This window comes from Mesorhizobium sp. M0998 (assembly GCF_040318885.1).
Lineage (GTDB): Bacteria > Pseudomonadota > Alphaproteobacteria > Rhizobiales > Rhizobiaceae > Mesorhizobium.
In genome coordinates this window covers 147,880-161,524 of the sequence record NZ_JAMYND010000004.1, presented here as the reverse complement: position 1 = coordinate 161,524, position 13,645 = coordinate 147,880, and the positions used below count along the sequence as shown (strand labels likewise).

Annotated in this window: 13 protein-coding genes and 2 tRNA genes; 10 read left to right on the top strand and 5 right to left on the bottom strand. The window is 63.0% G+C overall.

Annotated elements, in window-relative coordinates; all coding sequences use genetic code 11:
- The first annotated feature begins 251 nt into the window (after nt 1-251).
- From NKH59_RS05590 to NKH59_RS05565, 6 genes are all read left to right on the top strand, one after another.
- The gene (locus tag NKH59_RS05590; protein WP_352471948.1) at nt 252-1,418 is read left to right on the top strand and encodes an ROK family transcriptional regulator; all 1,167 of its coding nucleotides are present in this window, start codon (nt 252-254) and stop codon (nt 1,416-1,418) included.
- Nucleotides 1,415-2,179, top strand: a complete 765-nt coding sequence (locus tag NKH59_RS05585; protein ID WP_352898362.1) for an ATP-binding cassette domain-containing protein — start codon at nt 1,415-1,417, stop codon at nt 2,177-2,179. Before NKH59_RS05590 ends, NKH59_RS05585 begins: the two co-directional genes overlap by 4 nt.
- 39 nt (nt 2,180-2,218) lie before the next feature.
- The gene (locus NKH59_RS05580) at nt 2,219-3,259 is read left to right on the top strand and encodes a sugar ABC transporter substrate-binding protein (RefSeq protein WP_353021230.1); all 1,041 of its coding nucleotides are present in this window, start codon (nt 2,219-2,221) and stop codon (nt 3,257-3,259) included.
- Between the two features lie 162 nt (nt 3,260-3,421).
- Nucleotides 3,422-4,417 (top strand): ABC transporter permease, encoded by a 996-nt coding sequence (locus NKH59_RS05575; protein WP_352471952.1) that lies wholly within the window; start codon nt 3,422-3,424, stop codon nt 4,415-4,417.
- Nucleotides 4,414-5,184, top strand: a complete 771-nt coding sequence (locus NKH59_RS05570; RefSeq protein WP_352932852.1) for an SDR family oxidoreductase — start codon at nt 4,414-4,416, stop codon at nt 5,182-5,184. Before NKH59_RS05575 ends, NKH59_RS05570 begins: the two co-directional genes overlap by 4 nt.
- Complete coding sequence (locus NKH59_RS05565) at nt 5,181-5,837, top strand: GNAT family N-acetyltransferase (protein WP_352471954.1); 657 nt, start codon at nt 5,181-5,183, stop codon at nt 5,835-5,837. Before NKH59_RS05570 ends, NKH59_RS05565 begins: the two co-directional genes overlap by 4 nt.
- Nucleotides 5,838-6,020: 183 nt before the next feature.
- On the opposite strand, the gene NKH59_RS05560 is transcribed toward NKH59_RS05565, so the two are convergent.
- The gene (locus NKH59_RS05560) at nt 6,021-6,524 is read right to left on the bottom strand and encodes a hypothetical protein (RefSeq protein ID WP_352769716.1); all 504 of its coding nucleotides are present in this window, start codon (nt 6,522-6,524) and stop codon (nt 6,021-6,023) included.
- Between the two features lie 20 nt (nt 6,525-6,544).
- A tRNA-Val gene (locus NKH59_RS05555) sits at nt 6,545-6,620 on the bottom strand.
- Nucleotides 6,621-6,837: 217 nt separating this feature from the next.
- On the opposite strand from NKH59_RS05555, the gene NKH59_RS05550 reads away from it, so the two are divergent.
- A tRNA-Asp gene (locus NKH59_RS05550) sits at nt 6,838-6,914 on the top strand.
- Between the two features lie 93 nt (nt 6,915-7,007).
- Here the strand turns inward: NKH59_RS05550 and rbsK are convergent.
- From rbsK to NKH59_RS05535, 3 genes are read right to left on the bottom strand one after another with little or no spacing between them, the layout of a single operon-like run.
- Nucleotides 7,008-7,949, bottom strand: coding sequence for a ribokinase (gene rbsK / locus NKH59_RS05545; protein WP_353021227.1), 942 nt, complete (start codon nt 7,947-7,949; stop codon nt 7,008-7,010).
- Nucleotides 7,950-7,953: 4 nt separating this feature from the next.
- Nucleotides 7,954-8,406: an RbsD/FucU family protein gene (locus tag NKH59_RS05540; protein WP_023674665.1), complete on the bottom strand. Its 453-nt coding sequence runs from the start codon at nt 8,404-8,406 to the stop codon at nt 7,954-7,956.
- 31 nt (nt 8,407-8,437) lie between these two features.
- Nucleotides 8,438-9,496 carry an ABC transporter ATP-binding protein gene (locus NKH59_RS05535; RefSeq protein ID WP_352456634.1) on the bottom strand — a complete coding sequence of 353 codons (1,059 nt, stop codon included), beginning with the start codon at nt 9,494-9,496 and terminating at the stop codon, nt 8,438-8,440.
- A 293-nt stretch (nt 9,497-9,789) separates the two neighbouring features.
- On the opposite strand from NKH59_RS05535, the gene NKH59_RS05530 reads away from it, so the two are divergent.
- The 3 genes from NKH59_RS05530 to NKH59_RS05520 all read left to right on the top strand — a co-directional run bounded on the left by NKH59_RS05530 (nt 9,790) and on the right by NKH59_RS05520 (nt 13,635).
- Nucleotides 9,790-11,454 carry an ABC transporter substrate-binding protein gene (locus tag NKH59_RS05530; RefSeq protein ID WP_023674663.1) on the top strand — a complete coding sequence of 555 codons (1,665 nt, stop codon included), beginning with the start codon at nt 9,790-9,792 and terminating at the stop codon, nt 11,452-11,454.
- A gap of 128 nt (nt 11,455-11,582) precedes the next feature.
- On the top strand, nt 11,583-12,704 hold the full coding sequence (locus NKH59_RS05525) for a carbohydrate ABC transporter permease (protein ID WP_352456633.1): 1,122 nt from the start codon (nt 11,583-11,585) through the stop codon (nt 12,702-12,704).
- A 13-nt stretch (nt 12,705-12,717) separates the two neighbouring features.
- The gene (locus NKH59_RS05520) at nt 12,718-13,635 is read left to right on the top strand and encodes a carbohydrate ABC transporter permease (protein ID WP_352614125.1); all 918 of its coding nucleotides are present in this window, start codon (nt 12,718-12,720) and stop codon (nt 13,633-13,635) included.
- Nucleotides 13,636-13,645: the final 10 nt, after the last annotated feature.

Below are 13,645 nucleotides of genomic sequence, written 5' to 3'. Positions count from 1 at the left end.
TTGGCCGGCTCACAACCGGTTCCGAAATGGCTTCAGGGCGCTGATCGGAATGCCGGCCAAGGTCATGCCTGGCGTCCCCGTCCAGCCGCTGGCGCTTCATACTGGAAAATTGCCAGAGTTGGCCCATCCGCCGGCGGGCGCGAATTCGCCGGCGTTAGAAGGACCTTGGCCGCAGACGAATTATTTTTGAATTCCATTTGACTGAATAAATGTTCGGTGCGAACCTCTGCTCTCTCGAGAGGGCGCCAGACATGGCATTGCGCGGGACCAATCAGGAGTTCGGGCGGCCGTATAACCGGCGCATCGTGCTCGAATCCATCCGCCTTCACGGGCCAATCGCTCGCGGCGATATCGCCAGGCGGGTCGGACTCACCGTGCAGACGGTGTCAACCATCGTTCGCGAGCTGGAAGAGCACGGTTACGTGCTGTCGTTGCGCGAAGAGCCCAAGGGGCGCGGCCTGCCACCGGCAACGCTGCGCATCAATCCGGAAGGCGGCTATGCCGTCGGCATCCACGTCACCCCGCTGGGCATCAATGCCGCCCTGATCAACCTAAGCGGCGATGTTATCGAGAGCACCTACCGCGAAGCCCCAAATGCAACGCCCGACCACGCTTTCGAGCTGATCGGCGCCATGGTGCTCGAGTTGACGGCATTGCGGCCCGGTGGCCGCGTTCTCGGCATCGGCATGGCGCTGCCCGGACCGTTCGGCGTGGAGTCCATGAGCTTTGTCGGGCCGACCACCATGACCGGCTGGAAGGATGTGGCGCTGCGCGAGCGGCTGGCCGCCTCGACCGGACTGCCGGCCTTTTTCGAAACCGATATGGCGGCGGCTGCCATCGGCGAGCGCCTCTACGGCCTCGGAACGGCATATTCCGAGTATTACTATCTTTATTTCGGCGTCGGTCTCGGCGGCGTCATGGTGCATGACGGGGCGGCATTGCGCGGCGCCTGGGGAAACGCCGGTGAAATCGGCCACATTCCCGCGGTGCCGGGCGGCGAGCCCTGCCCGTGCGGCAATCGCGGCTGCCTCGAACGGTATCTCTCGCTCGAGGCGCTGCGGCGCCGCAACATCGCCGACGCCGAGTGGGTGAGCGAGATTGCGCCGATCTTCCGCAACGCCGTCACCATCATCGAAAACCTGTTCGATCCCGAAACCATCATCCTCGGCGGGCTGGCGTCCACCGAGCTGCTCGAAAGGCTTGCCGGCGCGGCCGCGCACCTGCCCAATTCGGTCTCGGCGCGAAGCGATCGCACGACGCCCCGCGTCAGCGTCGCGCGCGGCGGCCAGCATGCGGTGTTGCGCGGCGCCGCCGCGCTTGCCGTTTCCGGGGTGCTTTCGCCGCGCTTCGGCCAGATCTTCACCGCCGAGCGCGAACGCGGGCGAGATCTCTTGCATAACAAGGGGATCGCGGCATGAGCGAACCGCTGCTCGTGCTCGACAACGTCGCCAAGAATTACGGCGCCATCGAAGCGCTGAAAGGCATCAGCTTTTCGATCGACAAGGGCGAAGTGGTGGCGCTTCTGGGTGACAACGGCGCCGGCAAATCGACGCTGGTCAAGATCATTGCCGGCGGCCTGGAGCCGACCTCCGGCCGCATGCTGTTCGAAGGCAAGGAATTCCTGGCCAAATCCCCCGCCGAGGCCAAGGCCGCGGGGATCGAGACGGTCTACCAGGACCTGTCGCTTTGCACCAATGTCGACGTGGTCGCCAATTTCTTCATGGGCCGCGAGATCACCAGGAAGGTTCTCGGCATTCCGGTGCTCGACGAGCGCGCCATGGAGCAGGTGGTGCAAAAGGCGCTGGCCAGCGCCGGCACCCGCATTCCCTCGCTTCGCACCAATGTCGAGCATCTTTCCGGCGGTCAGCGGCAGGCCATCGAGCTCAACCGATTCGTGCATTTTGGCGGCAAGCTGGTGCTTCTCGACGAGCCGTTCGCGGCACTCGGCGTCGAACAGACGCGGCGCGGCCTCGACATGATCCGCCAGGTGGCGAGCCAGGGCATCGGCGTCGTCATCATCACCCATATCATGCAACAGGCCTTCCAGGTCGCCGACCGGATCGTGGTGATCCGGCAAGGCGTCGTGGCGGGCGACGTCGCACGCAACAAAACAAGTCCCGACGCGGTGATCAAAATGATCACCGGAGAGACGCTCGCCGGTGCCGGACCGGCAAGCTGAGGGACATATGAGGGGTCCGGCGCAAGAGGAGCGAACGACATGAAGAAAATACTTCTTTCCGTCTTCGGTATCCTGGCACTGGCCTTTGCCACGCTCACGCCGGCATTCGCCCAGTCCAAGGGCACCGTCTACTACATGGTGCCGACATTGCTCGATGAGTTCCAGACCGGCTCGGTGAGCGCGCTGGAATTGTTCCTGAAGCAGGTCGGCTACGAGATGAAGACGCTGAACGCCGACAACAAGACCGACGCTCAGCAATCCCAGATGAACGACGTCATCGCGCTGAAGCCGTCGGCGATCATCCTAGCCGCCGTCGATTTCAATGCGCTGAAACCGTCGATCGAGGCCGCCCGTGCCGCCGGCATCCCGGTCGTCGAGTTCGACCGCCAGATCACCTCGACGCCGTCCGACTTCACCTCGGTGGCCGGAACCGTCGAGATCGGCTACGTCGCCGCCGATCAGGCGCAAAAGCTCCTGACCGCGAAAAACGGCTCGGTGAAGGGCAAGATCCTGCAGGTGCTCGGCGATCCGGGCGACCCCTACACGCTCGACATCCAGAAGGGTTTCGAGGAGAAGATGAAGGCGTTCCCGGACGTCAAGATCATCTCGCTGCCGGCCATGCAATGGGAGGCCAGCAACGCCGGCACCATCGTCGCCGACCAGATGCTCGCCAACCCCGACATCGACCTGATCTTCAGCCATGCCGCGCATCTTTCGGTCGCTGCCGTCGCCTCGCTCGAGGCCGCCGGCAAGAAGCCGGGCGACGTCATGCTGATGAGCTCGAACGGCGCTCCGGTCGGCCTCGACCTGATCCGCAAGGGCTGGCTCAACGTCGAAGTCGAGCAGCCGCTCTACGCCCAGGCCGCGGCGGTCGCGATGTTCATGGACAAGGTGGTCAACAAGCAGGAGATCAAGCCCGGCGAATATGATGTGCTTGGCCTGAAATCAACCCTGACCAAGGAAGCGTGGGGACCGAACATCAAGATCCCCGGCGCTGCGATCACCAAGGAAAATGTCGATAACCCGGCCTTCTGGGGCAACATGAAGCCGCCGACCGAAACCATAAAGCCGGTCGAATAGCGAACTCGCCAGAAGCTCCGGGCCATGCCGGCCCGGAGCCCAGCCCTGCAGCCCGAGTGCGTTCAAACGGACGCGCGCGGGAATGCTGCAGCAATTTTCAACCACGCCTGATAGTCCGAAAACCGAGTGGTTTTTCGGGGTCGGCGCCAACCGGATCCTGAGATGAACCCCCGCACGCGCCAAACCCTCGAGTTCATCCTCGACAATCTTGTCTGGTTCATGCTGGTCTTCGTGCTGGTGGTCTTTTCCATCCTTATCCCGAACTATTTTCAGCTCGGTATCTTCGCCAACATCATCGAGGCGTCGAGCGTGCTCGGCGTAATGTCGATCGGCCTGGCGCTGGTCATCATCGCCGGCCATATGGACCTGTCGGTCGAATCGGTCGCGGCGCTCAGCGCCATGGCGGTCGGCATCCTGTTCTGCTCGTCGGGCATCGGCCTTGGCATCCAGTTGCAGCCGCAATGGCTGATGGTTCCGGTTTCGCTGCTCATCGCGCTTGCCGTCGGCGGCCTCATCGGCGCCTTCAACGGCGTCCTCGTGGTCAAGGTGAAGATGAGCGCCTTCATCATCACGCTGGCGTCATACATCTGGGTGCGCGGCCTGGTGCTGGTTATTTCCGGTGGCCGCTCGGCACAGGATCTGGCGCCGGCAATCCGCTGGTTCGCCATCCAGCGCCTGGGTGGCCTGCCGCTGACTGCCTGGATCGCCATTGCGTGCTTCGTGGTGTTCTCGCTGATCATGGCCAAGACGCCCTTCGGCCGGCACCTGGTCATGATCGGCGGCAACGAGACGGCGACCTTTCGCGCCGGCATCCGCGTCAACCGCAACCTGGTCATAGCCTTCGTTCTCGCCGGCGCCATCGCCGGCCTTGCCGGTTGGCTGCTGGCGATCCGTACCTCCGGCGCGACAGCTAATCTCGGCGTCGGCCTGTTGTTCAATGCCTTCGCCGCGGTCGTCATCGGCGGCGTCAGTCTGAAGGGCGGCGTCGGCACCTTGCCCGGCGTCTATGCCGGCGTGCTGCTGCTCTCGGCCATCAACACGGCGATCAATTTGATGGGCCTGCCGGCCAACTTCACCCAGGTGATCCATGGCCTGCTGGTGCTTGCCGCCGTGCTGCTCGATGCGTTCAAGCAGACGATACGCCAGAGGCTGGCATGACCGGCCGTCTGGAAGACAAAGTCGCGCTGATCGTCGGCAGCGCACGTGGCATCGGCAAGGGCATCGCACAGCGTTTTGCCGAAGAGAGCGCGAAGCTGGTCCTGGCCGACACCGAGGCCGAGGCGGGGCAAGCGACCGCGAACGAACTCGGCGCCGCCTTCATCCGCACCGACATCTCGCAGATGGCCGATGCGCAAGCCGCCGTGGCGCTGGCCCTCGACCGTCACGGCCGACTCGACATCATGGTGCAGAATGCCGGCATCTATCCCTGGCAATTGCTGGAAAACACCAGTCCCGACGACTGGGACCGGGTCATGGCGGTGAACTTGCGCGGCAGCTTCATCGCCGCACGCGCGGCGCTGGTGCCGATGAAGGCACAGCATTTTGGCCGCATGCTGTTCACCTCCTCGATCACCGGCCCGCATGTCACCAGCCCCGGCCACGGCCATTATTCAGCGACCAAGGCCGGCATCAATGGGCTGATCCGTTCGGCTGCGCTCGAATTCTCGGGCTACGGCATTACGGTCAACGGCGTCGAGCCCGGCAACATCCTCACCGAAGGCATAGAGCAGCATCGCGGTGCGGCCTTCATCAAGAACATGGAAGACGCCATTCCGCTCGGCCGTCTCGGCAGCCCGCGCGACGTGGCCAACGCCTTCCTGTTTCTGGCCTCGGACGACGCCAGCTACATCACGGGCACGACCATCATCGTCGACGGCGGGCAGCTTTTGCCCGAGGGCAAGGATTTCCGGCTGCTGCCGCCATGATCCTCGATTTCGGCGGCGGTTTCTTCCTGCGCCGGGCGACCACCGCCGATCATGCAGCGCTTGCGATGATCTGTCTCAAGACCGGCGATGCCGGCAAGGATGCCAGCGGCCGCGAGGACGACCCGGACCTGCTCGGCCTCCTCTACACTATTCCCTACCAGGTGCTCGAACCCGATCTGGCCTTTATTATCGATAGCCCCACAGGTGCGGCCGGCTATCTGCTTGGCGCAGCCGATACGGGCGCTTTCAATGCCAGCCTGGCATCAGACTGGTATCCGGACCTGCAGCGGCGCGTGGTAGACCCGGGACCGGACAACTCGCGCTGGCGCGGCAGCGACTGGGCGCGGTACCGGATCCACCACCCCGATTTCGCTGTTCCGCCTGCGCTGGCGGCCTACCCGTCGCATGGCCATATCGACCTGTTGCCGCAAGCGCGCGGGAAAGGCATCGGCAGGCGCGCGATGGCCTTCCTCGAGCAGCGCCTTGCCGCGAGCGGCTCGACCGGCATCCACCTCGAAGTCATGCCGGAGAACGATGGTGCGCTAAGGTTTTATAGGACGATCGGATTTCGGGTGCTGCAGCACCCGGACCTGCCGATGCATTGCGTTTACATCGGAAAACGGCTTGCTCATCGGGCAGAAGCTGCACGCTGAGCCGCGGCAAGCAATCGCACAACCTGCATGGACACTGACCGGGAGGATTATGGAAGTACAATGCTGCGGTGCTGCAGCAACCATGTGCCTCCGCGTGAACACCTTTGCCGCACCAACCGAACCTTCTGGAAGGCGCCAGGCCAACACGGTGCGGGGCTAATTCGAGTGTTGGCGGAGCGTCTACTAGTGCAGTATGGGCGGCAGGGGAACATCCGCGACCGTTCCCCCGGCTACAATCGAGAGCACATAAAGCAGATAAATGGCTAATACCAACAGGGCGAGGAATGAACCGCTGGCAAAGACTCCTGCAACCGCGGCGTCGGGATAAGCTTCGACTTGTTCTTTCTTGAAGGTGTCTTCTTCGTTACGGGTTGTCTTCACAATCCGTTCGCCTGGAAGCCGGTTTTTTTCAGCTTCCTTCGATATCTTATCCGCGAGATCTCCTGCGATCACGGGATCGTCCGGAAGATGACTCGCAAGCCATCCAGGAATATTTTCGCTCCCGCCCATGCCCATACGCAATTGAGATACTGCAAGTTGTAGCTTTCGGCAATCGTTTCCCTCATGAGAGGCAAGCAGATCAGACTTAAGTCCCTGCGGAAAGACAGTTTGAATCAGACCAAAGTCCGAGTAGCACAGTGGTCGGATGCGTCTCACCTGGCGATCAGCTTGAGCGGTGTAGCCCAAACTGAACACATCGAGGAAAATGGTGGGCGATGACGGGCTCGAACCGCCGACATCTTCGGTGTAAACGAAGCGCTCTACCAACTGAGCTAATCGCCCGCTCCGGGCCGGACCTTTAAGCAGTTAGGACCGGCTTCGCAAGGCCAAATGAGAGGCCAGTGGCTTGGCCGGGAGCCGGTTTCGGCAACAAAGTTCGGCTTGTCAAAAAACCTTCTGCTGTTTGCTGTTATGCTGTCCGGGTCCGCTTGACACCCGGTGGCTTACCCCTTATCCACCGCCCCAACGACGAACACGGCTGACACGTGCTCGTCCATGCGCGGGTGTAGCTCAGTTGGTTAGAGTGCCGGCCTGTCACGCCGGAGGTCGCGGGTTCGAGCCCCGTCACTCGCGCCATTTCTCCTTTGGGGTCACGTCCCCTGGTGTCGGAGAAATGTCGACGTTGATTTGTCAAAAACCGTCGTCGTTCATGATGTAATCCATACGGTCTCACCTCTTGGCGAGCAGCGCCTCGACTTCCTGCAGCGTCGGCATGGACGGCGCGGTGCCTGGGCGCGTCACCGAGATGCCGGCGACGGCGCAGGCGAAGCGCACCGCTTCCAGAGGTTCGATCCCCCTCGACAGCGCGGCAGCCAGGCCGCCGTTGAAGGCGTCGCCCGCGCCTGTGGTCTCGACCACCGGGCCGGCGGCGACCGCTGCGACATGCTCGGAACGATCGGCCGTGTGCAGCAGCGCACCGTTTTCGCCAAGCGTCACGATGACTGCCCCAACGCCCTTCTCAAGCAGGCTGTCGGCGGCACGGCGGGCATCGTCGATCGAGGACACCTTGATGCCGATCAGTTCCTCGGCCTCGGTTTCGTTCGGCGTGACATAGTCGCAAAGCGTGTAGATGCGGTCCGGAAGCCTGGCCGCCGGCGCCGGGTTGAGGATGGTGGTCACCCCTGCCCCGCGCGCGATCTCCAGCGCCCGCAGCGCCGCCTCGATCGGCTGTTCGAGCTGGGTGACGAAAACGCCGGCCGCGCGGATCAGGCCGGCATTTGCCTCGATATCGGCGGGCGAGATCAGCATCGCCGCACCGGGACTGACGATGATCGCGTTGTTGCCGCTCGTCTCCTCGATGAAGATATAGGCGGCACCGGTGTAGCTTTCCGGCGTGTCGATGACGGCGCTCTTCACGCCGGCGTGCGACCAGGTCTGTCTCGCCATGTCGGCAAAGGGATCGACGCCGAGGCGGGTAAGGAAGGTGACATCGGCGCCGAGCCGGCCGGCTGCCACCGCCTGGTTCGAGCCCTTGCCGCCGGGGCCGAGCGTGAAGGACGTGCCCAGGATCGTCTCGCCCATGCGCGGCTGGCGGGCGGCGCGGTAGGCCGTATCGGCGACGAAGACGCCCAATATGACAACCGGCTTCATGACGATCGGTTTCACCGGCATCCCGCTACTCCGCATCCGGTGGCACGACGCCCTTGCGGAACGCAAAACAGCCATAGAAGCGGCGCTCGCCGGTCTGGATGACGCAATAGGCCTTCTTGGCGCGTTCGTAGAAGGCGTAGCGCTCGACCGAGATCATCGGCCAGGCCTTGCCCTCGGCGGCATCGATCTCTTTTTGCACTTCCTGCTGCACGGCGGGAATGTCGTCCGGCTTGCCGACGATCTCCATGCGCGCGGCGGCATCGTCGACGAAGGTGTCCAGCGGATAGAGCGACAGTACCGCCTTGACCACGTCGGCCGCCGACGCATCGATGCGCAGCAGCCGGCCAAGCACGGTCTGGCGCGCCACCGAATCGGACGGGAAATTGGTGTCGGCGATAATCAGATCGTCACCGTGGCCCATCGCCCGCAGCGCCTGCAGCACATCGGCATTGAGCAGCGGATTGATTCCTTTGAGCATGGTATTCCTCGCGAAGTTTGCTGGGGCGAAATCAGAGACGCTTACCGGTCTCTGCGTCGAAGAGATGCACCTGGTCGAGCCGCGGTTTCAGGTGCAGTGTATCGCCCGGCTTGAAGTCGTGGCGCTCACGGAACAGCGCCACCATCTCGCCCTCGCCGAAGCGCAGGAACACCAAAGTCTCGGAGCCGGTCGGCTCGACCACCGAAATCTTCGCCGGAACACCATCGGGATGGATTTCGAGGTGCTCGGGCCGCACGCCGTAGACGACATTACGGCCATCCTCGACGGCACTGGTCGCCGCAATCGGGAACGGCGTCCCGGCGATCTCGACGACGGGCTTGTCGCCCTTGCGCACGACGCCCTTGAGCAGGTTCATCGAGGGCGAGCCGATGAAGCCGGCGACAAACAGGTTGGCCGGCCGGTCGAATAATTCCAGCGGCGCGCCGACCTGTTCGATGCGACCGTCGCGCATCACCACGATCTTGTCGGCCATGGTCATGGCCTCGATCTGGTCGTGGGTGACGTAGATGGTGGTGGTCTTCAGCCGCTGGTGCAGTTCCTTGATCTCGGTGCGCATCTGGACACGCAGCTTGGCGTCGAGATTGGAGAGCGGCTCGTCGAAGAGGAACACCTGCGGGTTGCGCACGATGGCGCGGCCCATGGCGACGCGCTGGCGCTGGCCGCCAGAGAGCTGGCGCGGATAGCGCTTGAGGTAGGGATTGAGGTCGAGGATGTCGGCGGCGCGCTTGACCCGCTCAGTGACCACCGCCGGGTCGGTTTTGCGCAGCTTGAGAGCAAAGGCCATGTTCTGCTCGACCGTCTTGTGCGGATAGAGCGCGTAGTTCTGGAACACCATGGCGATGTCGCGCTTGGCCGGCGGCAGATGGTTGACGACGCGCTCGCCGATGGCGATGGTGCCGCCGGAGACCGTTTCCAGCCCGGCCACCATCCTTAGCAGCGTGGACTTGCCGCAGCCGGAAGGCCCGACCAGCACCACGAACTGCCCGTCGGCGATGTCGACGCTGACATCGTGCAGAACCTTGACGGTTCCGAACGCCTTGGCCACATTGCGGATCGCGACTTGAGCCATCATTCCCCCTTCAGTTGCCGTGAAGCTAAACAACGCAAACGGCGAGGGCAAGTCAGTCTCTTATAGATAAAAAACCCATTCACGTTGACACCGCACTTCGTTGTGCGAATAGTGACAGTGTCCGGCTTATGACCCTGTTCCGGGCGCACCGGTACGCTTGTCCGGCACTGAATGCCAAGCGTCGCGGGAGGGAGAATTCGGGCCGCTATTTACCGGAGTCGCTGTCGTTGGGGAACATAATCGGCGCTCCACCATCTGAACCAATTCACAATTGACCTTCTGGGAGGAACGAAATGAAAGTCAGCCTTTATAACCAACTTGTCCGCGCCGGGGCCACCCGCCGCGACGTGCTGAAGGGAGCGGCCAGCATGGCCGCCCTCGCGGCGGCCTCAAGCGCTGGACTTGGTGCGCTGACGCGCACGGCCGCGGCCGCCGACGACCTGCGTGCGCAGATCCTGCAGATCCCGGGTGTCGGCAAGGGTCAGCCGACCGATGCCGACTTCCAGCAGGTCGGCGAGCTTTGCCTTGGCGCCACCAAGGCCAATGTCAAGGAAGGCGAATTCGCCGGTGTCGAACTCACCTTCATGGGCCTCAACAACCAGAACCTGCACAATGTGCTGTTTCGCGGCTTCCTGAAGCCGTGGGAGACCTATACCGGCGCCAAGATCAACTGGATCGACCTGGCGCAGGCTGACTACAACGCCCGCCTGCAGCAGTCGATCGCGACCGGCACCGTCGATTTCGACATCATCGAAATGGGGGCACCGTTCGAAGGCGACGTCTGCGGCAAGGGTCTCACCTCCGAGATGCCGGACTGGGTCAAGGACCAGATCGACATGAAGGATGTCGTGGCCTATCTGCAGCCGCCGGTCGGCACCTGGGACGGCAAGCAATATCGCGTGACCGTTGACGGCGACGCACATAATTTCAACTACCGCACCGACGTGTTTGCCGATGCCGACCTCGCCAAGGCCTGGAAGGACGGCGGCGGAGAAGGCGAATGGGGCGTGCCGAAGACCTGGCAGCAGGTGCAGGCGGTGACGAAATTCCTCAAGGGCAAGCAGGTGAAGGGCCAGGATGTCTTTGGCTACCTCGATGCGCCCAAGCCCTGGGGCGGTTTCGGCTTCTATTTCCTCGGCAGCCGCGCCAGCGCCTACGCCAAGCATCCCGATGACAAGGCCTGGCTGTTCGATGCCGACACGATGAAGCCGCGCGTCAACAATCCGGCATGGGTGCGGGCGATCCAGGACGTCATCGATGCCCTGCCCTCCGAACCTGCCGACCAGATCAACGCCGACCCGAACACCACCGCCTTCCAGCAATTCCTGGCAGGCACCGGTTCGATGGTTACCTGGTGGGGCGACGTCGGTTCGAACGTCAAGACCAACGATTCCTCGGTCGTCGGCGACATCACCGGCTTCTCGATCCTGCCGGGCTCGGACGATGTCTACAACTCCAAGACCGGCCAGTGGGACAAGCTCGCCAGCGGCCCGAACCATGCGCCGAACTGCGCCTATCTCGGCTGGGGCGTTTACGTCATGGCCCGCGTCGACAGCGACGAAAAGAAGAAGAAGGCGGCATGGTCTGCCGCTGCCCACCTCGGCGGCAAGGACCTGTCGCTCTGGTGCGCGGCCTATCCGTCGGGTTTCCAGCCCTATCGCAACTCGCATTTCAACATTCCGGAATGGGTGGCGGCGGGCTACGACGAGGCGTTCATCACCTCGTATCTGAAGTCGGAAGCCGACAGCTACAACCATCCCAACGCGGCGATCGAGCCGCGCATCCCCGGCATCTTCCAGTACTACAGCGCCGCCGAGGACATTTTGGCCAACACCTTTGCCGGCAAGATGAAGGCGCAGGAAGGCGCCGATGCCATCGCAGCCGCCTGGGAGAAGCTGACCGACCAGATCGGCCGCGACAAACAGGTCAAGCTCTACAAGGCATCGCTCGGCATGTAGGCTGAGATCGTGAAACCTCGTCCGGCGGCGCACAGCCGCCGGACATCCGCTTTACCGGCCCGGCCTCGATCGGCTCGGCCGGTCATCGAGCCTCCTGTGAACAGGCAAGACGCGTGGCTGACCGGACCTTGGCTGACCAGACTTTGTCGACAAGTGAATGGCCGGCAGGCGCCGTGCCATCCGACCTGATTCCGCGGAGCCGCAAACGGCTTGGCTGGGCGCTGATGGCTGCTGCGACGCTCGGCCTTCTGGCGGTGATCGCGCTGCAAATCCTCTACAAGAGCGAGGTCGACACTATCGGCTTCGACACCTGGCGCCCGGTGGTCTACGCCTACGTGCTGTGGGGTGTCGCGCTCGGCATCGGCCAGGTGCTGACGCGCGGCGAGGACGGCCAGCGCGCGCTGTTCCTGCTGCCGGCGCTGCTGTTTACCATTGCCATGGTGATCTTCCCGACGCTGTTCGGCTTCTACATCGCGCTGACCGACTGGAACCTCAGTTCCTTCAGCGGACGGCAGTTCAACGGGCTCGACAATTTCTGGCAGATGCTGAACGACGCCTATTATCGCAATGCGCTGTTCAACATGGTGCTCTACGTGCTGGCGGTGTTCGTCGAATATGTCATCGCCTTCGGCCTGGCGCTGCTGCTCAACGCGCAGATTAGGGCACGAAAATTCTTCCGCGTCGTGTTTCTCATGCCGCTGATGCTGTCGCCGGTGGCGGTGTCGTGGATGATCGGCAAGTCGCTGATGGAATACCGCTTCGGGCCCGCCGCGACGCTGGCGCGCCACCTCGGCTGGGAAAACCCGGCCTTCTTCTCCAACCCGATCACCGCCCGCATCTCGATCATGGTGCTCGACGCGTGGACGTTCATCCCGTTCATGATGATCATGCTGCTCGCCGGCCTGCAGGCGATGTCGCGCGAGGTGCTCGAGGCAGCGCGTGTCGATGGCGCCACTGCCTGGCAGACCTTCTGGCAGGTCACCTTCCCGCTGATGCTGCCGGTGTCGGTGACGGCGGTCATCCTGCGCATCATCTTCAAGCTGAAGCTCGCCGACATCATCATCACCGTCACCTCCGGCGGCCCGGGCGGCGCGACGGATTCGGTGTCCAGTTTCATCTACCGCGAGTATCGCGACCGTTCGAACGTCGGCTACGGCACGATGCTGGCGATGGCCTATTTAATCATCATCATCGTGTTCGTGACCTGGCTGCTGAAGTTCGCCAGCCGCTTCGTGCGCAACGTCAACTGATCGGGCCGGCAAGATGAGCGTTCAGACCACCGACTATGCCGCTTCCGAAATTCGCTCGCCGGCGAGCTTCGTCGCCAACCGCGTCTTCATCTACGGCGCGCTCATCTTCTGGGCTTTCATCTGCCTGTTCCCGATCTATTGGACGATAACCACTTCGTTCAAGACCGCGGTCGACGTCACCCAGGGCCATCTGATCCCGTTCGTCGACTTCCGGCCCGACTGGAAAGGCTGGCGTTCGCTTGGCCTGTCGCCGGATTCGATCTTTCGGACGTCGACGGTCCGCGACGAATTCATCAAGCGCTTCATGAATTCGGTCATCACTTCGGTCGGCGCGTCGAGCCTCGCCATCGTCATCGGCAGCCTCGCCGCCTATGGCCTGACTCGCTATCGTTACAAGTTCGCCTGGTTCAGGAACGAGGACATTTCCTTCTTCTTCCTGTCTCAGCTGATCCTGCCGCCGGTGGTTTTGGCCCTGCCCTTCCTCGTGCTTTACCGGGAGGTCGGCCTGCTCGACACACGCGTCGGGCTGATCCTGCTCTATACGCTGATGGTGCTGCCGATCGTCATCTGGATCATGCGCGACCAGTTCAACTCCATCCCGGTGGAGCTGGAGGAGGCAGCACTCGTCGACGGCCTGTCGATCTGGGGCGCCTTCTTGCGCATCGTCATGCCAATCGCGCTGCCGGGCATGGTCGCCGCCTTCATCCTGGCGATGGTGCTGTGCTGGAACGAGTATTTCTTCGCCGCGCTTTTGACCTCGACCGACGCAAAAACCATTCCTGTCATGGTGGCCAGCCAGACCGGCTCACAAGGCATCAACTGGTGGTCAATGGCGGCGCTTGCCACCGCCGCCATCACACCGCTCGCCGTCATCGGCATCGCGCTCGAGCGTTACCTGATCATGGGCATGACAGCGGGCGCGGTGAAATAACTGCGCCGGC